Source organism: Olsenella sp. An293 (assembly GCF_002159495.1).
Lineage (GTDB): Bacteria > Actinomycetota > Coriobacteriia > Coriobacteriales > Atopobiaceae > Thermophilibacter.
Genome location: NZ_NFIT01000003.1, coordinates 32,255 through 52,891, shown reverse-complemented (window position 1 = coordinate 52,891; position 20,637 = coordinate 32,255). Strand labels below are relative to the sequence as shown.

The window sequence follows — 20,637 nt, the reverse complement described above, 5'->3', positions numbered from 1 at the left end:
CTAGAGTGCGTTTCTGGCCAGAACATTGTACACATGCCGGCCGCAACGGGTGAGCTCGGCGCTCACTCCCCCTCGCGCACGGGCTCGTAGAACGCCTTGGCGTCGTCGAGGCGCAGCACGAGCACCTGCCCGAGCCCGGCCCCGCCCGCGGCGCAGCAGTCGATGTCCCAGCGGTCGCCCCCCACGCGCACCATGCGCGCCAGGCCGTCCTCGCCGATCGGGTCGCGGTCGAGGTCGTGCGCCATGCGCTCGAGATAGGGCGTCGGCGTGTGGCCCGCCACGATCACCGGTCCGTCGCCGCGCTCGCCGGCGAGGCCGGTGGGCGCCCCCCAGAACTCCTCGCGAATCCAGGTGAGGTCCTCGGGGTCCTGGGCGGAGAGATACTCCGCCGCGCTTCGCTCGTCCCAGAGCTCCGGCACGGGCGCGGAGAGCCGCACCCCCGCGTGGACGAGCAGGTAGCGACGGTCCCTCACGACCGTCTGGGCCCAGCGCGACAGGGAGCGCACCCATGCCACGAGCTCGTCCGCCTCGTCGTCGGTCAGCTCCGCGAGCCCCGACGAGGTCTTGGCGCCCCCGTTGATCCCCCAGTTCATGGTCGCGAGCGGGTCGCCGGGACTGTCCAGGCACGAAATCATGAGGTCCTCGTGGTTGCCCATGAGCGCGCACACGTTGGGGAGCTCCCGGCACACGCGCAGGACGCCCACCGGGTCCGGGCCTCGATCGATCATATCCCCCAGGCAGAAGAAGCGGTCCTCACTCGAGGGCGAGACGCGCATGAGCGCGCGCTCGAGCGTCGCGCGGTGGCCGTGCACGTCCGAGAAGACGTATGTGGACATCTGCGACCCTCCCTCGCTCCTCGCGTCGCGCCCCCTTGCGGGCGCACCGTCCTTCTCAGCCTAGCACCTCGCCGCGAGGCACGCCGCCCCGGCACGGGCGAGCGGCGCCTGCGGGCCACGAGACGGTCTATCCGCGCCGCGCGCGCCGGCCCGCGCGCAGCCGGCGCAGCCGCCAGGCGCCCTGCGAGCCGATCTCGACCACGTGCCCCGGGAGGCGCTCCTCCCCCGCCCGGCGCACCACGTCCACGATCTGGTCCATGGTCTTCTCGAGGCGCGCCTTCTTGAGCCGACACTCCCACACCACGACGACGGTCCAGCCCTCGGCGACGAGCTCGGCGCGCACGCGGGCGTCCCGCGCGCGGTTGCGCTCGAACTTTGCCTCCCAGAACTCCGCGTGCGTCTTGGGCCTCGAGGGGGAGCAGAAGGGGCAGCGGTGCCAGAAGCACCCGTTGATCAGGATGGCCACGCGCCGGCCGGGAAAGCACACGTCCGGGCGGCCGGGGATCTTCCAGTGGAGCCGGTAGCCCGTCAGCCCCGCCTCGCGCAGCGCGGCGCGGACCTTGAGCTCGGGTCCCGTGTTCTTGCTCCTGTTGGCCTGCATGACGTGGCGCGTCGCCTCCGACGAGGCGGCGGGGGTCCCCGGGCGCGGGGACGCTACCACGCGGGGGCCTCGTCCGGCTCGGTCGGCGCGCCCTCGAAGTTGAGGTCGCGCGTGAGCTCGCGGGAGGCGGCCAGGTCAAAGCCGTCCGAGAAGAGCTCGTCGATGGTCGGCAGGACGCGGGCGCGGGCGGCGTCGAAGAGGTCCCAGAAGCCCGCCGTGGAGACCTGGCCCGTGAAGGGGTTGGCCCAGGGCGCGTGCCCCCGGTTGTCGAAGTCCGAGACGTCCTCCGGGCGGGCGCGGTGCGACATGCAGCTCACCAGCGAGTAGGGGCTTCTCGTCACCGCGCGCTCGAGGGTCGCCAGGACGGAGCGCTTGCGACCCGAGGGAGAGTCAAAGACGCGCTGGGCGAGGCGGAACTCGACGACGCCCGTGGAGAAGGTGCGAGGGTCGATCGCCCGCCCGAAGACCCACAGCGCCACGTAGAAGTAGACCTTGTCGACGGCGGCGAGCACGTCGCGCGACGCCTGGAGCACGCGCTCGTGGGGACGCCAGCGCTCGACGGTCTTGTCCGTGAGCGCGTGCAGCGCCATCTCGTCGAAGTCGCGCTCGATCTCCATGTGGACGCTCGACGCGGCATCCTCGTCGAGGCCGGGCACGCCGGCCGAGGTGAGGCCGTTTTGCCAGTAGTAGACGAAGGGGTGCATCGTGGAGTCGAGCAGCCAGTGGCAGGCAAATCCCGCCACGTAGGCGCGTGCGAGCTGGCGCTCGTGGCCCTCCAGGCGCAGCGCCGCCTCGCGCATGGCAACGAGAAGCGCCGCCGAGCTGCACTCGTGCAGGGCGCCGCCCAAAGGCGACCACTTGCGCATCAGCGGGTCGACTCTCAGATAGAAGAGCGGGTCAGGGCCCTGGTTTCCCAGCAGGAACGCGTCGCGCTCGCCCACGGAGCGCAGGCCGAGCAGGTCGGTGACGTCCTCGAGGACGCCTCGTCCAAAGAGGTCGTGCGTGAGAATCGCAGGCATGGCGTTCCCTTCGTCGTTGGCTTCCCCGATTATGCCACTGAGCGTGCCGGTGGGAGCCGGTTGATTGGCCGCGGCCCCCGACGAGGCGCCCTTCTCGCCTCCCGTTGCACGTTTACCCACTTCTTACCGCTGAGCGACCCCGCGCTCGCCTACCATAGACACGTTGCGTCACCGCGGAAAGGAACCACATGGCACATCAGAAGATGACAAAGGCCGAGAAGAGCTGGATCGTCTATGACGTGGGCAACTCCGCGCTCGTCCTTCTCGCCACGAGCGTCATTCCCATCTACTTCTCGTCGCTTGCGCCCGAGGGCGGGGTGGTCGTGGCCTGGAGCTACGCCGAGACCGTCGCCTCGCTGATCATCGCGCTGCTCATGCCCATCCTGGGCTCGATCGCCGACATGCAGGGCATGAAGAAGAAGTTCATCGTGGGCTGCGTGGGCACGGGCGTGGTGGCCACCGTGGCCATGGGCTTTGTCACCGCGGCGATGGCGTTTCTCGTGGTCTACGTGATCTCGTCGGTGGCGCTCAACTCCTCGATGGTCTTCTACGACGCGCTGCTCGTGGACACCACCACCGACGAGCGCATGGACGAGATCTCATCGGCGGGCTACGCCTGGGGCTACATCGGCAGCTGCGTGCCGTTCATCGCGTGCCTGGGCGTAGTCTTGGGCTATGAGAGCCTGGGCATCACGCTGCAGACGGCCATGCAGATCGCGTTTGTCATCACCGCGGCGTGGTGGGCGGTCTTCACCGTGCCGCTGCTCAAGAACGTGCAGCAGCTCCACTTCAAGCCGCGCGAGCCGCACGCCGTCTCCCGCGCCGTGTCCGGCCTGGCCGGTACCCTGCGCGAGATTTGGGCCAACAAGGCCATCCGCTACTACATGATCGCGTACTTCTTCTACATCGACGGCGTGCACACCATCATCAAGCTCTCGACGAGCTACGGCACCGACCTCGGCATCGACTCCACGCAGCTCGTGTTGGCGCTTCTGGTGACGCAGTTCGTGGCCTTCCCGTCCGCGATCATCTACGGGCGCCTCTCCTCCAAGTACGGCACGCGCCGAATGCTTCTGATCGCGATCGCCGCCTACTTTGGCATCACCCTGTTCGCGGCGTTCTTCCTGCGCTCGGCCGTGGAGTTCTGGTTCCTCGCCATCCTGGTGGGCATGTTCCAGGGCGGCATCCAGGCGCTCTCGCGCAGCGAGTTTGGCAAGCTCTGTCCCAAGGAGCGTGCCAACGAGTACTTTGGCTTCTTCGACATCTTTGGCAAGTACGCCGCCATCCTGGGCACCTTCCTCGTGGGCACGTTCACGGCGCTCACCGGAAACTCCAGCATCGGCGTGCTCTCCATCGCGGTGCTGTTTGTCGTGGGCTTCCTCGTGATGACCAAGGTCCCGGAGCGCGCGGCGTAGGCACGTCCGACAATCCGTCCGGAACCCGCACGTTGTCCAAACAGGTGCGGCGTCCGGACGTTTTTCGTGTCCAGACCGTCCGGAACCCGCACGTTCCCAGAATGGGTGCGGCGTCCGGACGGTTCTCACCACCAGACCGTCCGGAACCCGCACGTTCCTGAAACAAGTGTGGCGTCCGGACGTTTTTCGTGTCCAGACCGTCCGGAACCCGCACGTTCTTCTCGACAGATCTAGACGTTGCTCCTGTGCAGCGCGTCCCAGTCGGGAATCATTCTCGTTCCCTCAGGCAGCGCAATCGCCGACCCCCTCTTGGGGACTCCATACTCGTCGAGCAAGGCGGCAAACTCCATCGGGCGCCCCGTCAAACCAAAGCTAAACCTCACCAGGGAAACGTCGTAGAGCGTAAAGCGAGAGCCGCGGATGTTTTCGTCGGAGAGGACCTCGTCGATGTCCCGGCCGCCCATGAGCTCCTCCTCAACGTATTTCCCCCTTCCGTCGAGCTCGCCAAGGATGACGCGGCCGTCAGCACGCACCCAGCAGAAATCGGCGCGATAGGGCTCCCCCGCCTCGACGACGCGCGGAACCTCGACCTGCAGCTCCGGGCGCACGTATCCGAGCAGGAGCATCCGCCCGCGCGCAATGGACTCTCCCCCGTTCTCGCTGCGCGGGTCCGCCCAGGCGAGGTCCGAGAGAGCGCGCTCCACGTTGCGCCGACGAGCCATCATCGACTGCGCATAGTCCTCGAACGCGTCCTTACCGACCAATCCCGTCCTAAGCGCGGAATCGATGATGCCCAGGCCACGAGGAAAGTCGGTCCACCTCAGACAGTCGAGGACCGTCTGTTGCGGAGAGGTCACCCTCAGCCCGCCCACCTCCTCGACGCCCTCGCGCGGATCGAGCACCGGATGGCGCGCCACCGCCCCGCCGTCCGACCCGCACTGCTTTGGAAGTGTCGCCACATGGGTGCGCCCCACCAGCGTGTCGGAGACGTCCACGCCATAGGCGAGCGCGGCGGGCGGCCCGCAAAAGGTCCACGTTGGGTGCGCGACCTGCAGCCCCCGTGCAATCCACAGAGCCCGCTCGGAAGACGCGAGGCTCGACCATTCCCGCGCATCGGCAAAGAGCCCGCGGACGGGAGACACCGCCGCACCGGAGGACACCCTACGCGAGAGGGCCCGTCGGACGGCGTCGACGTCATCGCCCCGCGGCACGTAGCAGACGCCCTTATCCGCCGCCCCCTCCAGCAGGTCGGTAATCCTCGCGTCCACGGCACGACTCATGAGATTCCCTTCGACGTAACGTTTGTGGGAACGCATTGTCGCGGAAAGCCAGTGGCGATGTTGTATCACATATATAACTGTTTTATAAGTGATGAATATTATTGCGGAGAGAGTTAATTTCCCAAGCTTGCCGCCCCATGGGGCTTGCCGTCAGCGAACGGTATGTCCTGCGTAACCTTCGCAAACGGTAGTTTGACCCGGTGAGCGGCAGGCGGGCGAGAAGAACCTGTGGGAGCCGCGGCCCCCGCGGAAAGGTGCGGCGTCCGGACGGTTTTGGTTCCCAGAACGTCCGAAACCCGCACGTTGTTTGAGTGGGTGCGGCGTCCGGACGGTTCTCGTGTCCAGACCGTCCGGAACCCGCACGTTGTTTGAGTGGGTGCGGCGTCCGGACGGTTTTGGTTCCCAGAACGTCCGGACGCCGCACGCAAGAACAAAGGACCAGCCGAGAAGAACGGCAGCCCCGCGACCTACGCCAGGCGGTCGAGGATCTTCTCGAGGCGGTCGCAGGCCTCGTCGACCTCCTCGCGGGTGATCACGAGCGGCGGCAGGAAGCGCAGGATGGAGTCGCCGATGTGGTTCATGACCAGGCCCTCGGCCAGGCCCTCCTCGACGGCTCGCTCCGCGACGGGCGCGTCGAGCTGGGCGCCGCGCATGAGGCCGTGGCCGCGGCACTCCTCGACATGGTGCATCGCGGTGAGGCGGTGGCGCAGGTGGCGCCCGACGGAGAGCACGTGCTCGCCGATCTCGCGGTCGACGAGCTCCTTGACCGTGGCGAGGCCCGCGGCGCACGCGAGGTTGTTCCCGCCGAACGTGGAACCGTGGTCGCCGGGGGCAAACAGGTCAGCCACCTCGGAGCGGGCGGCGAAGGCGCCCATGGGGAAGCCGTCGGCGATGCCCTTTGCCATGGTCACGATGTCCGGCTCGATCTCGGAGCGCTGGTAGCAGAAGGGCGAGCCGCAGCGATAGAAGCCCGTCTGGACCTCGTCGCAGATCATGAGAATGCCCTTCTCGCGGCAGAGATCACGAACGTCGCGCAGGTAGTCGTAGTTGGCGTTCCAGACGCCGCCCTCGCCCTGCACGCACTCGAGCATGACCGCGCAGACGCTGCCGCGCTCGACGCGCTCGCGCAGCGCGTAGATGTCGTTCAGGGGCAGCGCGACAAAGCCCTCCGGCAGCGGTCGGAAGCTGCGGTGGAACTTGTCCTGCCCGGTGGCCGCGAGCGTCGCGAGCGTGCGGCCGTGGAAGCTCTGTCGGGCAGTCACGATGACCGCGGCGCCGTCGAGGTTGACCTCGCCCCAGCGGCGCGCGAGCTTGATCGCGCCCTCGTTGGCCTCGGCGCCGGAGTTGGCGAAGAAGGTCTTCCAGCGGGTGCCCGTGGAGCCCACGACGTGCCCGCCCTCGTCGGTCGTGGTGGAGAGCATGGTGGAGAGGGCGGCCGCCAGGTGCACGCGGTTCTCGTCGTAGAAGTAGTTGCTCGTCTGCCAGACGCGGTCGAGCTGCTCGGCGATCGCCTGCCTCACGGCGGGGTTGGCGTGGCCCACGCTCGCGCAGCCGATGCCGCCGAGAAGGTCGATGTACTCCTTGCCCGTGGAGTCCACGAGCGTCGCGTCGTGCCCGGAGACGAACTCCACGGGGTAGCGGGAGTACGTCGGCATGACGTAGGTGGCGTCAGCCTTGGCGACCCGGTCCTCAACGGTGGAAAAGACGGACGTGCTGTCGTTCTTCTCGTCGGTCATGAGGCATCCTCTCCTAGGACTCGTCCTGTGTGAACATGGTACCGCAGCCTGCGTCGGTGAAGATCTCAAGAAGCAGGGAGTGCGGGAAGGTTCCGTTGAGAATGACCACCTCGGAGACGCCGGCGTCGAGCGCCTCGGAGATGGAGCGGATCTTGGGCAGCATGCCTCCGTCGAGCCGCCCGGAGGCGAGAAGCTCGTGGGTCTCGGTGCGCGAGAGGCTCTGGATGAGGGAGTCCTCGTCGGAGACGTCGGCGAGCAGGCCGTCGACGTCGGTGAGGTAGATGAGCTTGTCGGCACCCATCGCCTCGGCGATCTTGCCGGCGGCGACGTCGGCGTTGATGTTGTAGAACCCGTCCGGGGCGCAGCCCACGGTGGCGACCACGGGGATGTAGCCGTCCTCGAGGATGGTCTCGATGAGGCTCGTGTCCACCTCGCGGATGCGGCCCACGCGCCCGAGCTCCGGGTCGATGACCTCGGCCTTGAGGGTCTTGCCGTCCGCGCCCGAGATGCCCACGGCGTTGTGGCCGTACTCGTTGAGCGCCCAGACGAGGTCCTGGTTGACCTTGCCCACGAGCACCTCGCGCACGGCCTCCATCGTGGCGTCGTCGGTCACGCGCAGACCGTCCTTGAACTGCACGGGCAGGCCGAGCGCCTTGACGTGCGCGTTGATGGCCTTGCCGCCGCCGTGCACGAGCACGATGCGGATGCCCAGGAGCTTGAGCATCTCGATGTCGGCCACCACCTGACGACAGAGCTCGGGGTCCTCCATGGCCGAGCCGCCGTACTTGATGACGAAGGTCTTGCCGGTCATCCGGTGAATCCAGGGCAGCGCCTCGTTCAGCACGTCGACCTTCGAGGCCGCTGCGTCGCGCTGCTGCTTGTCGCGCTGTAGCATGTCAACTCCAATCTGGCGAGAAGAACACGAACCTGTCCGAGGCGGGATGGGGCCCGGGCGAGAAGATCCGGCGCTCAAACAGTCCTCGGCGCAAAGGGCGCGCCTGCGGAACTCGCGGCGGACCTTCTCGCCCGGGCCCTCCGCACGCGAATCGGTCCTCAGGAGGGCGGGATGGGGAGGTCCCGCCGCGAGTTCTTGCCGAGCGTCCTTCTCGGCAAGCTGTTTGAGCGCCGGGGCCTCCCCATCCCGCCCGGTCGGGTCAAACTAGGTGCGGTAGTCGCCGTTGATCGTGACGTAGTCGTGGGTGAGGTCGCAGGTCCAGACGCGCGTCGCGGCCTCGCCCATTCCCAGGTCAATCGTGATGTCGATCTCGGGAGCCTCGAAGCGGCGCAGCATGTCGTCCTCGTCCATCGGCACGGTGAGGCCCGCGCGACACACGGGGACGCCCATGAAGTCGATGTCGACGCGCTCCTGGTCGAAGGGCACGCCGCACTTGCCGGCGGCGGCAGCCACGCGGCCCCAGTTGGCGTCGTGGCCAAAGATGGCGGTCTTGACCAGCGGCGAGTTGGCGATCGAGCGCGCCACGACGTCCGCTTCCGCGTCGTCGGCGGCGCCCGTAACGTAGACGGTGACGAGCTTGCTCGCGCCCTCGCCGTCGGCCGCGATCTTGCGGGCCAGGTCCACGGCTGCCACTCGCACGGCAGCTGCGACCTGCGCAAACGCCGGATGGTCGCAATCGATTTGCTCGCCGCCCGCACCTCCGGTGGCGAGCAGGAAGGCGGAGTCGTTGGTCGAGGTGTCGGAGTCCACGGTCACCTTGTTGAACGAGACGCGCACGGCGCCGAGAAGGGCCTCGCGCGCCGCCTCGGCCGTGAGCGGGGCGTCGGTGGTGAGCACCGCGAGCATCGTGGCCATGTTGGGCTGGATCATGCCCGAGCCCTTGACGAAGCCGCCCACGTGGAAGGGGCGCGGCGCGCCCGCGCGCTGCGGGAGCTCGCCCGCCACCGAGACCTCCTTGGACACGGTGTCGGTGGTCATGACCGCGCAGGCGGCGTCGTGCGCGGCGGCCGGCATCGAGGCGAGCGAGGCCACGGCAGCCGGGACACCGGCCTCGTAGGGAGCAAAGGGCAGCGGCACGCCGATGACGCCCGTGGAGGCCACGAGCACGTCCTCGGGCGCGCAGGCGAGCTCGCCCGCCACGTAGGCGCAGGCGCGCTCGGCGCAGGCGAGGCCGGGCTCGCCCGTCGCGGCGTTGGCGTTGCCGGAGTTGAGGACGATCGCGCGGGCGCGACCGTCCGCGACGTGCGCGCGGCTCACCGTGACGGGAGCCGCGCAGAAGCGGTTGGTGGTGAAGGTCGCGGCGGCCACGCAGGGCTCGTCGGCGACGACGAGCGCGAGGTCGAGGCGCGCGGGGTTGCGGCGAAATCCCGCCGAGACGCCCGCGGCGCGGATGCCGGCGGCGGCGCAGACGCCGCCCTCGCAGGGAACGAGCCCGCAGGCCTCGGGCGTGTCGGGCACGACCGGGACCGCGAGCGGCGCAAAGTCAGACATGGGGCTCTTCTCCGTTTCAGGCCCGCCCGCAGGCGGGCTCCGAGGCTAGACGAGGGGCGCCGGGGCGAGGAGCCCGGCGGTCTCGGGAAGGCCCAGCACCACGTTGGCGCACTGGACGGCCTGGGCGGCCGCCCCCTTCCCGAGGTTGTCGATCGCGCACGAGGCGACGATCGTGCGTCGTCGTCGCGCGTCGAGGGCAACGCCCACCTGGGCTCGCGCGGTGCCAAAGACCGAGGAGGTCGCGGGCATGGAGCCGGCCGGCAAGGTCGTGACCAGTGGCTCGTTTGCATAGGCGCGCTCGTAGGCAGCCTGGACGTCCCCTGCGGTCACGCCGTCGGCCGCCTCGAGGTAGACCGTGGAGAGCAGCCCCCGCGTGAGCGGCGCGAGGTGCGGCGTGAAGACCACGGACATCTCACGGCCGGCAACGTCGGTGAGGGTCTGCTCGATCTCGGGCGTGTGACGGTGTCTGGCCACGCCGTAGGCCTCCACGGACTCGTTGGCGTGGCAGTAATGGGTGCGCGGGGTGCATCCGCGGCCCGCGCCGGAGACGCCGGAGATGGCGTCTGCGATCACGAGGTCGCCGGTCGCGAGCCCCGCGGCGAGCGCGGGCGCGGCGGCGAGGGCTGTGGCCGTGGGATAGCAGCCCGGAACGGCCACGAGCACGGCCTGGCCCGCGGCGCGGCGCGCGGCGAGGCCGGCGAGCCCGTCGCGGAAGAGCTCCGGCAGGCCGTAGACGGTACGTCCGAGCAGCTCGGGGCTCGTGTGCGGGGTGGCGTACCAGTCCTGGTAGACCGCGGCGTCGCGCAGGCGGTAGTCGGCCGAGAGGTCGAGCACGGTCACGCCGCGCGCGAGCAGCTCGGGCGTGAGCGCGAGGCTCGCGGTGTGGGGGACGGCGAGAAACGCGACGTCGGCCGCCGCAGCGATGGCGTCGGGCTCCGGCAGCGACAGCACGAGGTCGCAGGCGCCCGCAAAGGCCGGATAGACCGCGTCGAGGTGCGTGCCAGCCTCCTTGCGGTCCGTGGCCATGGTCAGCTCGAGGTCGGGGTGACCCAGGATGAGGCGACAGGCCTCGATGCCCGCGTAGCCCGTTGCCCCCACGACGCACGCCCTGATGCTTCCCATGCTCCCACGTCCTTCTCGACGGCCTTTTTTCACGCACTCTACGGAGCGCCCCCGCGGCTGTCAACGAGGTGACATGTGCCGGACACACTTAGCGAGGCCGCAACGAGAGCCCCCGGGAGGGTATGTACACTGCGCATAGTGGTTGTGTACACCATCCGAGTTCGGACTAATCATGTTTTAGCAGGTCAGAGGCTTGCCGAGAAGAACGTGAAGACCGGGAAGTGTACACACCCTAGCAGGGGGGCGCACCTGCCCCTCACGGGACGCGAAGCGCAGCTACGCCCGAGAGAGCCCGCGCAAGAAGTGCGCGACCGCGACGGCCCCGGGATCGGCGGTCCCCCGGCTCGCCTCGCCGAGCTCCCGGGCGGGGCCGAACTTCGCAACCTGGCCCTTGGTCGCCTCGGCGCCCGCCTCCGCGGCGTCCGCCACGTCATCGAGCAGGTCGAGCTCGTCGCCCCCGCAGGCCGCCGCGGCGTCCCCGGCGGCGGCGAAGGCGTCCACCAGCGTCTTGTCGCCCGCACGGGCCTCGGTGGCCGCCATGAGTCGGCTCGTGGCGCAGGAGAACATTTCCTTGAGCTCGTCGACGGAGGCCTCGTCGCCCACCGGGGCGGCCTCCTGAAGGCCGTCGAGCCAGGCGTGCCAGAGCGGCGCGGCGGCTCCATCCAGCCGCATGACCGCCATGGCGACGTCGTCAAAGAGCTCCTGCACGCCGCCCTCGGAGGACACCACGGCCTGGCTCACCACGGAGGCCACCGTGACCATCGTCTCGCCGAGGTCGCCGTCGCCGAGGCGCGCGTCCAGGGCGGCGAGCTCCTCCTCCGCCATGATCACGTCCGTGCAGGCATGGATCATCCGCAGCGCAAGCTCTTCTCGCCTCATGGTCCCTCCCCCTCGAGCAGGAACTACCTGCACCGATTGTAGGAGGGAGCGGGCGCGCGGGAGGGGTGCGGGCGCGCGGGCGGCGCGGCCCCTCGGCCAGCGGCGCCCCTGCCGGGGAAGTGCGCCCTACGCGGCGTCGTCGACGCCCAGGCGCTCGGCGGTCTCCCCCTTGATCCAGAGGGTGTCCACGTCGCGCGAGACGAACTCGCGCCCGCTGTCCTCGAGCACGTGGACCTCGGTGCTGTCGACCGGCAGCTCGAAGAGGTTGTTCTCGTAGTCCACGACCTCGTAGTTGCCACCGTTTAGAGAGACGCTGCGCACCTCGCGAGCGTCGGCCTCCACGCCCTCGGGATGGTTGCCGTCGCACGAGTTCAGACCCAGCGCCCCGCCCGCGACGAGCACGCCCGCGATCACGACGCCCGCGACGATGCGCCCGACTTTTCCGGCCATAGGGAGCCCCCTTCCCCGTCTCTTTACGAGAGGATCCTCATCTTGGCGAGCGCGCGGCTGAGCTCGAGGTAGCTCACGCCCGCGCCGGCAAGCGACGACAGGCAGATCGGCACCGGCATCCGGTCGCGCGCGGCGATAGGCCGCAGCACGCAGCCCTCAAACGGCGCCAGAAACTCCCCGCCCACGACAAGGCTCAGCCCGCCGCGCTCGTGCAGGAACTCGCCATAGGACTCCCCGTCGACGATCTCCACGAGCTCCGAGGTCATTCCGCGCGCGGCGTAGGCGCGGCACACCGCGTCGTTGTAGTGGTCAAAGCCCGGGTAGAGCAGCACCGGGCAGGTATTGATGTCATCGAGCGTGAGCTCGGACTTTGCGGCGAGCGGGTTCTCCGCGGACATGACGACCATGGGGCTCATGACGCCCAGGCTCCCGCACACGATGCCCTCGCCCTGCTGCGGTCCGAGGGTAATGAGGGCCCAGAAGCGCCCGGAGCGCAGCTCGTCCACGCACGACTCGGCGGAGGTGAGCAGGACGTCCGTGGCGCAGCCCAGCGCCCGCGCGGTCACGGTCTTGATCAGCGAGCAGAACCGCTCGACCCCCGTGAACGCCGGGACGCAGAAGCCAATGACGAAGTGGCCCGCGGGCTCGCCCGCGCTGCGGGCTCGAACGTGCACGAAGCGCTCGAGCGCGTCGAACTCGGCGAGCACCTTGTCCGCCCGCGCACCGAAGGCCTCCCCCAGCGGGGTGGGGTTCACCCCGGAGCTCGTGCGGATGAAGAGCGGCGCGCCGACCTCGCCCTCGAGCTCGGACATCGCCTTGGAGACCGCCTGGACCGACACCCCCTCGCATGCCGCCGCGGATGAGAAGCTGCCGGTGGAGAGTATGGCCGTGACATACCTGAGCTGCTTGATGTTCACGGACGATTCTCCTTTTTTTCGGCGCGACGACACACGGACGGTTGTAAGTTTCTCACACGCGTCCCGCGGTCACACCCCGGTGGCCCCATCCTCAAGAGGTAGTTAAGGATGTGTTTCGACGCCGGGCACGGGGCGCGGCCGCAGAGAAGGGCATAACCATACCCCTCCCCCCGACAGCAGCCGCACGGTCGTGCGCTACACTCTCTAGGCAAGGGGGAGGACAAGAACATGGACATCAACCAGATCGCACAGATGGCAGGGGTCTCGCGCGCCACGGTGTCGCGCTACCTCAACGACGGCTACGTCAGCCAGGAGAAGCGCGCCGCCATCCGCCGCGTCATCGAGAAGACCGGCTACGTGCCGTCGCGCCAGGCCAAGACCCTGCGCACCGGCAAGACCAACGTCGTGGGCGTCATCATCCCCAAGATCAACTCCGCCTCGGTGAGCCGCATGGTCGCGGGCATCACGCTCGTGCTCAACGAGGCCGGGTACCAGGTCCTTCTCGCCAACACGGACAACGACGAGGCGCGCGAGGTCGAGTTCTTGCGCCTCTTTTCCGAGAAGAACCAGGTGGACGGCGTCATCCTCATCGCCACCGTCATCACCGACGAGCACCGCGAGGCCATCGCCGCCCTGCCCGTGCCGATCGTGGTGCTCGGCCAGAACGTCGACCTCTGCTCCTGCGTCTACCAGGACGACTACGAGGCCATGCGCGGGGTTGCCGCCGTCGCGCTGCGCGGCGCGGCGCGGCCCGCCTACATCGGCGTCTTCGAGGAGGACGTCGCCGTCGGCCACGAGCGTCGGCGCGGCTTTCTCGACGCGTGCACCGAGGCCGGGATCGAGGTCCCCGAGCGCGCGATGCGCGTGGCGGAGTTCACGGTGGACTCCGGCTACGAGCAGGCCGAGGCGCTGCTCGAGGCGTATCCCGAGCTCGACGCCATCGTCTGCGCCACCGACGCCATCGCCTACGGCACGCTCGCCTGCCTGCGCGAGCACGGCCGCGCCGTCCCGGGCGACGTCATCGTGACGGGCATCGATGACGCCGAGATCTCCCAGATCGTCACGCCCACGCTGACCACGGCCCACCTCCACTACAAGACCTCCGGCGTCGAGACCGCCCGGATGCTCGTGGGCATCATGACCGGCGACGACTCCATCGGCCGCGAGCTCAAGATGGGCTTTGAGGTCGTGACGAGAAACTCCACGCGCTAGCGGCGGGCAACGGGCCCGCGCCCTTCTCGGCCATCCTCCCCTGGCTGCGTAACATGCATAGTTCCGTTAGCTTTTATATATCCGCAGATCGGAAATTGGCATTTCCGGAACTGTGCATGTTAACGCGCGTCCCCACTTCCCAGCGCGGCGAGAAGGACCGCGCGCCAGCGCTCCGTGAGGCGCGGCAGCGACCACGCCGCGTTGGCCGGGCTCGTCGAGGGCAGGACCTCGGCCGGCATGCCCGTGACCGGCTCGAGCCAGCGGCGGTAGAGGCGCCCCGCGGTGGCGCCGTTGCACAGGACCGCCCCGATCGGCGCCGCGCCCGTGATGCGCGCGACGTCGGCGGGCACCACGTTGCGGATGGAGGCGTCGCTCGAGCCGCGCACGTCGCAGGACTCGATCACGTCCCAGAGCGCGACGCCGTGGCGCAGCAGCAGCGCGCGCTTGGCCGCAATGTCACCGTCCGCCGGCGCGCCCTCCCCCAGCACCGCCGCCATGACCTGCCAGAAACGGTTGCGCGGGTTGCCGTAGTAGAAGCTGTTCTCGCGCGAGAGCACCGAGGGAAACGAGCCCAGCACGAGCACGCGGCTGCGCTCGTCGAAGACCGGGTCGAACCCGTGGGATATGCGCTGGTAGTCTGCCATGGGGCCATGGTAGCGCGCTCGGCACCGGTTTGCTACCATCCGCCGAGACGTCCCTGCGCGCTCGGCGAGTTTTCCCTGCCGCACGCCCGTCCGCGCGCCTAAGGTTTATCGTGTCGGGAACTCGCCTCGCCCCCGAGAGGAACCCCCATGCACGAGCTACCTTGCGACATCACGGACCCCTTGGGGCTGCACGTGCAGCTCGCAGTGCTGCTTGCCAGCGAGGCGGGACGGTGGCGCAGCCGCGTGACGCTGGAGCACGCGGGACGCACCGTGGATGCCAAGCAGGTGCTCGAGCTCATGATGCTCGGCGTGCGCCCGGGCGAGCACGTCGTCGTGCGCGTGGACGGCGCCGACGAGTCCACCGCCTCGCGCGCGATCGGCGACATCCTCAAGACGTTCTAGGGCATCCCGCGAACGCCGCGGGCCCACCCGCCGAAGAGCCGCGCCCTAGCCCCTGACCCGGGCCTCGAAGCGCTTGTAGATCGCCCCGCCCGCAGCCGCGAGGGCCACCGCCACGACGACCGACGCCGCCGCCACCCCGTAGTCGCCGCTCCCGAAGGCGGAGGCCGCGACCGTCGAGGTCACGATCGAGGGGATGCGCCCGAGCGTGGTGATGGCGAGCACGGCCGGGAAGCGCATGCTCGTGAGGCCGGCGAAGTACGTGAGGAAGTCCTTGGGCGTGCCGGGGATGAGAAACACGACGAGCATCACGAGCTCGAGCTTGCGCGTGTCGTGCAGCCAGGCAAAGCGGTCGAGGTGGCTGCGGTCGAAGAAGAGTCCCACGAGCGACCAGCCCCAGCGCCGCACCGCCCAGTAGATGACGCTCGATGCCGCGGCGCTCGCCGCCATGCACACGAGCGTCCCCTCGACAAAGCCAAAGGCATAGCCGGCGGCGAGCTCCACGGGCTCCCCCGGGAGAAACGCGAGGGCGATCTGCAGGGCGTTGACGCCGCCGACCGCAAGACGCGACAGCACGGCGTGGTCCGCCACGAAGGCGCGCACGGCGGCCGGGTCGGACGCCCATGCGTAGACCTCGGGCATCCACCGCGCACAGCACACGGCGAGCACCGCGGCCACCGCCACGAGCGCCGCGATCACGCGGGCGCGACGGCGCGCGAGGCTTGTCTCGTCGTGGTTCTTCTCGCCCATGTGCCTCCCTTCGTCACAGCCATTGTGCCATGGCCCCCGGACAAAAACCCACGCGGCCGCGCGCGCTTGCCGGATGCTTACATCCTGGCGACGTGCGCCAGCAGCGCCAGCTCGAGGCCGCCCAGCACAAGCGAGAACGCAAGGCAGCACAGAAGGATCGTCCGCTCGGATACCGTCTTTGACATGCCCGCCTCCCGTCGCCCCGTCCGTCCGGTGGCGCCGCGCTGCCGAGTCATGAGCGCGGCCGCCCCGGGATGGTGACATTGTCCCAGGGGCGGCCGGGCGGGGCCATCGATTGCGCTTACTGCCAGGTGACGGTTTGGTAAGGTGGCTGGCCGCGGCGAGCGGGCGCGGGACAGGAGCTAGCCGCGGATGACGGAGAGCGCGGCGCGGACGGCCTCGTCCTCGTCGTCGGTGACCATAACGAGGTCGGGGTCGAGCGGCGAGATGTTGCCCGCCGCCGTCACGGTGCCCTCGAGCCACTCCATGAGGCCGTGCCAGTACTCGGAGCCGAAGAGCACCACGGGCACGCGCGTGACCTTGTGGGTCTGCACGAGCGTCAGCAGCTCGAAGGCCTCGTCGAGCGTGCCGAAGCCGCCCGGGAAGATGATGGCGCCGCTCGAGTACTTGACGAACATCGTCTTGCGCACGAAGAAGTACCGGAAGGTCATGCCCAGGTTGACCCACTTGTTGATGCCCTGCTCGTGCGGCAGCTCGATCCCCAGGCCCACGGACTTGCCGCCCGCCTTGGCCGCGCCGCTGTTGGCCGCCTCCATGATGCCGGGGCCGCCGCCGGTGATCACGGCGACGCCCGCCTCGGCGAGCTTGCGGCCCACGTGACGCGCGGCGCGATACATCGGGTCGGTGCGCGACGTGCGGGCCGACCCAAAGACGGTCACGGCCGGCCCCAGCTCCGCGAGCGCGCCAAAGCCGTCGACGAACTCCGCCTGAATACGCAGGACGCGCCACGGGTCCATGTGCAGCCAGTCGGTGGAGTCCTCCGGGGCGAGGAGGTTGCCGGTCGTGGTGTTGTCCGGGATCATCGGCCCGCGCAGGATGACGGGACCGCGGTGGTAGGTCGTGCCGAGGGGCTCGTCGTGCGGGGCGGTGGGGTCGGGGCGCTTCTCGGGACGCTTCTCGTCTGCCATGGTGTCTCCTTCTGTCGGGCGCCCTACGTTACGCGCCCGACGTCAGCTGCGGGTAAGCCGCGCCATAGCCATTGTGTACCCATTTGCGCACGCGCCTGTCGTGCGAGGGCCCGGCGGAGCCGCCCGCGGGAGTCCGCCTCTCGCAAGCGCCTACCCCAGGCCGAGCGCCATCCCCACGAGACGCACGACAAGCGCCACCACCCACGCCACGCCGCACTGCATGGCGACGACCGCCCACATCATGCGCGTGCCCAGCTCGCCCTTCACGGCGGAGACCGCCGCCACGCACGGGGTGTACAGCAGCGTGAACGTCAGGAACGCAAAGGCCGTGAGCGGCGAGAAGAGCGTCGCCAGCCCCGCCGTGGAGCCGCCCATGAGCACCGTGAGCGTGGCCACGACGTTCTCCTTGGCGCCAAAGCCCGCGACGAGCGCGGCGGCAGCCATCCAGTTGCCAAAGCCGAGCGGGGCAAACAGCGGCGCCAGCAGCGTCCCCAGCGCGGCGAGCATGCTCTGGGACTGGTCGGCGACCACGTTGAGCCGCACGTCAAAGGTCTGGAGGAACCAGATCACCACGCTCGCCACGAAGATGATCGTGAACGCCTTGGTGGCAAAGCCCTTGGCCTTGTCCCAGGCGAGGCGCGCCACGGTGCGGGGCGCGGGCATGCGGTAGTTGGGGAGCTCCATCACAAACGGCACCGGATCGCCCTTGAAGGCCGTGCCCTTGAGCACGAGCGCCACGAGGATGCCCACCACGATGCCCATGACGTAGAGCCCGATCATCACGAGCGGGGCCGCCTCCGGGAAGAACGCCGCCGAGAAGAGCGCGTAGACCGGCACCTTGGCCGAGCAGCTCATGAACGGCGTGAGCATGACCGTCATCTTGCGGTCGTGCTCGGAGGGCAGGGTGCGCGTGGCCATGATGGCCGGCACCGAGCAGCCAAAGCCGATGAGCATGGGCACGAAGCTTCGGCCGGAGAGACCCAGGCGCCGCAGCAACTTGTCCATCACAAAGGCCACGCGCGCCATGTAGCCGGAGTCCTCGAGAATCGAGAGCAAGATGAAGAGCACCACGATGATCGGCAGGAAGGAGAGCACCGAGCCCACGCCGGCAAAGACGCCATCAATCACGAGGGAGTGCACCACGGGGTTGAGCCCAAAGGCCGTGAGCGCGGCGTCGACCTGTGCCGTCACCCATTCGATGCCCAGGGCGAGGAGGTCGGAGAGCCGCTGGCCGATGACGTCAAACGTGAGCCAGAAGACGAGCGCCATGATGCCGACGAACACCGGGATGGCGGTGTACTTGCCCGTGAGCACGCGGTCCGCCGCGACCGAGCGCGCGTGCTCGCGGCTCTCGTGCGGCTTGACCACGCACTCGGCGCAGACGCCCTCGATGAACGAAAAGCGCATGTCCGCCAGCGCCGCCATGCGGTCGCGGCCGCTCTCCCCCTCCATCTGGCTGATGATGTGCTCCACGGCGTCGAGCTCGTTTTGGTCCAGCCCGAGCGCGCCCATGACGAGGGAGTCGCCCTCGATGAGCTTGGTCGCGGCAAAGCGCACCGGGAGGCCGGCCGCGGCGGCGTGGTCCTCGATGATGTGGCAGATGCCGTGGATGCAGCGGTGCAGGGCGCCATGGTCTGGCCCGTCCGCCGCGCAGAAGTCGACGCGCCCCGGGTGCTCGCGGAAGCGCGCCACGTGCAGCACGTGCTCCACGAGCTCGGAGATGCCCTCCTCGCGCGCGGCGGAGATGGGCACCACGGGGATGCCGAGCGCCGCCTCGAGGCGGTTCACGCTCACCGTGCCGCCGTTGGCCGTGAGCTCGTCCATCATGTTGAGGGCGAGCACCATCGGACGGTCGAGCTCCATGAGCTGCAGCGTCAGGTAGAGGTTGCGCTCGATGTTGGTGGCATCCACGATGTCGATGATCGCGTCCGGCCCCTCCTCGAGGATGAAGCGGCGCGAGACCACCTCCTCGCTCGTGTACGGCGAGAGCGAGTAGATGCCGGGCAGGTCCGTGACCGTGACCTCGGGATGTCCCTTGACCTGGCCGTCCTTACGGTCGACAGTGACGCCCGGGAAGTTGCCCACGTGCTGGTTCGCTCCCGTGAGCGCGTTGAAGAGGGTGGTCTTGCCGCAGTTCTGGTTGCCCGCGAGGGCAAGGCTCAGCGGGCGTCCCTCGGGGATGGCCTTGCCCGCCGCGCGCGGCGCGTACCTCTCGCCGATGGCGGGGTGCGGGGAGGCCTCCAGGCGCTCGCGGGTTCGCGGGGCGTCGTGCATGTCGTGCACGCCCACGAGCGCGATGTGCGCCGCGTCGTCGCGACGAAGCGTGAGCTCGTAGCCGCGCAGGCGAATCTCGAGCGGGTCGCCCATGGGGGCCCGCTTCATCAGCGTGACCTCCACGCCCGGCGTGAGGCCCATGTCCAGGATGTGCTGACGAAGCGACGCCTCGTCGCAGTCCACCGACGCGACGATCGCGTCCTTGCCAATCTCCAGCTCGTCAAGGTTCATGCGAAAGGCCCCTCCCGAAGATTCTTCCGGAGGTCATTGTACCCGAGGCGCGTCGAGCGAGGCGCAATCCCACGGCGCCTTTGGGAGGCTCGTCTGATGCAAAAACGGCCTTCAATCCATATCGAGGCGGCGCGCCGGACAAAATCGCCCTTCGATCCATGGAAAAAGGCGGCCTTATCTTCGCGCAAGGTGAGAGAACTTTAATTCTGTTAGCTCTTGACTTATGCGTCAGAGCCGCGTCGCCTCAAAACGCCCCAAATCACATGGATCGAAGACAACTTTTGCTTTCGCGGGCAGCAAAAAATGGACTGAAGGTCGATTTTGCAGACGTGCGCGAGGCTCGAGCTACCCCCGGACCGCAAACGCGACGCCGAGCGCGCCCGGCCCGCAGTGCGAGGTGATGACGTTGCCCGTCTCGTACCACTCGATCTCCTCAAAGCCCAGGTCGTGCGCATGGTCGGTCGCGAGCGTCTGCACCTGGTCGGGCAGGCCGGGGCTCTTCACGAAGACGATGCGCGCCGGGTCGAAGTCCTCGCGCAGGACGAGATAGTCGATCAGCGCCACGGCGGCCGAGGACATGGAGCCGCGCAGCTTCTTGGTGGCGACGAGCTTGCCCTCGATGAGCTCCACGACGGGCTTGATCTTGAGCAGCGTCGCGCCGAGGAAGGCGGCGTTGGACAGACGCCCGCCGGCACGCAGGTAGCCGAGGTCGCCGGGAAGAAACGCCATGCGCACGCGCGACGCGAGACCCTGCGCGAAGGCGCGCGCCTCGTCGACGGAGGCCTCCGGGCGCTTCCCCACCCAGCGGCTCGTCTCACGCACCACGAGGCCCTGCCCGATGGTCACGTGACGGGTGTCGATGGCCGTCACGTAGTCGCGCCCGGCGGACGCCGCGAGCGCGGACTCCAGCGAGCAGGTGGTGGCGGCGGAGTACGCGAGATGCAGGATCTGCGCCGCAGGGTCCTGCTCGTGAATCCGATCAAAGGCGACCTGGAAGTCATGCGGGGTGCACCCGCTCGTCTTGGGCAGCACGCCGAGCTGACGGCATTGCTCGAGCATCTCGGCGGGCGAGATGGCGCCGTCGTCGATGGTCCGCTCGCCCAGGGAGACGTGCATCGGCACGAGCTCGATGCCCCGCTCGGCCGCCTCGGCGGCGGGGATGTCGCAGCCGGTCTCGGCGGTGATGACGATGTTGGCCATGTCGTTGGCTCCTCTCGGATCGTGCGCTCAGATATGCAAAGTGTAGCCGCGCCCGTCCCGGGCGCGCCCGAGCGGATC

The 20,637-nt window shown here is 68.9% G+C and carries 19 protein-coding genes; 3 read left to right on the top strand and 16 right to left on the bottom strand.

The window, feature by feature from the left end; genetic code table 11:
• Positions 1–62: 62 nt before the first annotated feature.
• The 3 genes from B5F85_RS02400 to B5F85_RS02390 all read right to left on the bottom strand — a co-directional run bounded on the left by B5F85_RS02400 (position 63) and on the right by B5F85_RS02390 (position 2,456).
• Positions 63–836 (bottom strand): metallophosphoesterase family protein, encoded by a 774-nt coding sequence (locus B5F85_RS02400; protein ID WP_087314048.1) that lies wholly within the window; start codon positions 834–836, stop codon positions 63–65.
• A 127-nt stretch (positions 837–963) separates the two neighbouring features.
• A complete protein-coding gene (locus B5F85_RS02395) occupies positions 964–1,497 on the bottom strand; it encodes a very short patch repair endonuclease (RefSeq protein WP_239386606.1) in 534 nt (177 codons plus the stop codon).
• On the bottom strand, positions 1,491–2,456 hold the full coding sequence (locus B5F85_RS02390; protein WP_087314046.1) for a hypothetical protein: 966 nt from the start codon (positions 2,454–2,456) through the stop codon (positions 1,491–1,493). Before B5F85_RS02390 ends, B5F85_RS02395 begins: the two co-directional genes overlap by 7 nt.
• Positions 2,457–2,644: 188 nt before the next feature.
• Between B5F85_RS02390 and B5F85_RS02385 the strand changes: the two genes are divergently transcribed.
• Positions 2,645–3,871 (top strand): MFS transporter, encoded by a 1,227-nt coding sequence (locus B5F85_RS02385; RefSeq protein ID WP_087314044.1) that lies wholly within the window; start codon positions 2,645–2,647, stop codon positions 3,869–3,871.
• A 230-nt stretch (positions 3,872–4,101) separates the two neighbouring features.
• Here the strand turns inward: B5F85_RS02385 and B5F85_RS02380 are convergent, their stop codons facing one another.
• The 8 genes from B5F85_RS02380 to B5F85_RS02345 form a co-directional block, all read right to left on the bottom strand.
• Positions 4,102–5,151, bottom strand: coding sequence for a hypothetical protein (locus B5F85_RS02380; RefSeq protein WP_087314042.1), 1,050 nt, complete (start codon positions 5,149–5,151; stop codon positions 4,102–4,104).
• A gap of 467 nt (positions 5,152–5,618) precedes the next feature.
• Positions 5,619–6,887, bottom strand: coding sequence for an acetylornithine/succinylornithine family transaminase (locus B5F85_RS02375; protein WP_239386604.1), 1,269 nt, complete (start codon positions 6,885–6,887; stop codon positions 5,619–5,621).
• Between the two features lie 13 nt (positions 6,888–6,900).
• Positions 6,901–7,782 (bottom strand): acetylglutamate kinase, encoded by an 882-nt coding sequence (argB, locus tag B5F85_RS02370; RefSeq protein ID WP_087314040.1) that lies wholly within the window; start codon positions 7,780–7,782, stop codon positions 6,901–6,903.
• 264 nt (positions 7,783–8,046) lie between these two features.
• Positions 8,047–9,333 (bottom strand): bifunctional glutamate N-acetyltransferase/amino-acid acetyltransferase ArgJ, encoded by a 1,287-nt coding sequence (argJ, locus tag B5F85_RS02365; RefSeq protein ID WP_087314038.1) that lies wholly within the window; start codon positions 9,331–9,333, stop codon positions 8,047–8,049.
• A 45-nt stretch (positions 9,334–9,378) separates the two neighbouring features.
• On the bottom strand, positions 9,379–10,455 hold the full coding sequence (gene argC, locus B5F85_RS02360; RefSeq protein ID WP_087314036.1) for an N-acetyl-gamma-glutamyl-phosphate reductase: 1,077 nt from the start codon (positions 10,453–10,455) through the stop codon (positions 9,379–9,381).
• 276 nt (positions 10,456–10,731) lie between these two features.
• Positions 10,732–11,334: a DAK2 domain-containing protein gene (locus tag B5F85_RS02355; RefSeq protein ID WP_087314034.1), complete on the bottom strand. Its 603-nt coding sequence runs from the start codon at positions 11,332–11,334 to the stop codon at positions 10,732–10,734.
• Positions 11,335–11,460: 126 nt separating this feature from the next.
• The gene (locus B5F85_RS02350) at positions 11,461–11,784 is read right to left on the bottom strand and encodes a hypothetical protein (RefSeq protein ID WP_087314032.1); all 324 of its coding nucleotides are present in this window, start codon (positions 11,782–11,784) and stop codon (positions 11,461–11,463) included.
• Positions 11,785–11,807: 23 nt separating this feature from the next.
• Positions 11,808–12,701, bottom strand: a complete 894-nt coding sequence (locus B5F85_RS02345; protein WP_158094542.1) for a LysR family transcriptional regulator — start codon at positions 12,699–12,701, stop codon at positions 11,808–11,810.
• A gap of 228 nt (positions 12,702–12,929) precedes the next feature.
• Between B5F85_RS02345 and B5F85_RS02340 the strand changes: the two genes are divergently transcribed.
• The gene (locus B5F85_RS02340; RefSeq protein ID WP_087314028.1) at positions 12,930–13,913 is read left to right on the top strand and encodes a LacI family DNA-binding transcriptional regulator; all 984 of its coding nucleotides are present in this window, start codon (positions 12,930–12,932) and stop codon (positions 13,911–13,913) included.
• Positions 13,914–14,032: 119 nt separating this feature from the next.
• Here the strand turns inward: B5F85_RS02340 and B5F85_RS02335 are convergent, their stop codons facing one another.
• Complete coding sequence (locus B5F85_RS02335) at positions 14,033–14,557, bottom strand: DNA-deoxyinosine glycosylase (RefSeq protein ID WP_087314026.1); 525 nt, start codon at positions 14,555–14,557, stop codon at positions 14,033–14,035.
• Between the two features lie 147 nt (positions 14,558–14,704).
• Here B5F85_RS02335 and B5F85_RS02330 point away from each other — a divergent pair, with 147 nt between their 5' ends.
• A complete protein-coding gene (locus tag B5F85_RS02330; RefSeq protein ID WP_087314024.1) occupies positions 14,705–14,959 on the top strand; it encodes an HPr family phosphocarrier protein in 255 nt (84 codons plus the stop codon).
• 45 nt (positions 14,960–15,004) lie between these two features.
• Here B5F85_RS02330 and B5F85_RS02325 read toward each other — a convergent pair whose 3' ends face one another.
• From B5F85_RS02325 to B5F85_RS02310, 4 genes are all read right to left on the bottom strand, one after another.
• Entirely contained in the window at positions 15,005–15,706 is a 702-nt protein-coding gene (locus tag B5F85_RS02325; protein WP_087314022.1) for a VTT domain-containing protein, read from the bottom strand.
• A gap of 362 nt (positions 15,707–16,068) precedes the next feature.
• Entirely contained in the window at positions 16,069–16,854 is a 786-nt protein-coding gene (locus B5F85_RS02320) for a TIGR00730 family Rossman fold protein (RefSeq protein ID WP_087314020.1), read from the bottom strand.
• Between the two features lie 150 nt (positions 16,855–17,004).
• Positions 17,005–19,359, bottom strand: a complete 2,355-nt coding sequence (feoB, locus tag B5F85_RS02315; protein ID WP_087314018.1) for a ferrous iron transport protein B — start codon at positions 19,357–19,359, stop codon at positions 17,005–17,007.
• A gap of 345 nt (positions 19,360–19,704) precedes the next feature.
• Entirely contained in the window at positions 19,705–20,559 is an 855-nt protein-coding gene (locus B5F85_RS02310; RefSeq protein WP_087314016.1) for a DegV family protein, read from the bottom strand.
• Positions 20,560–20,637 lie beyond the last annotated feature (78 nt).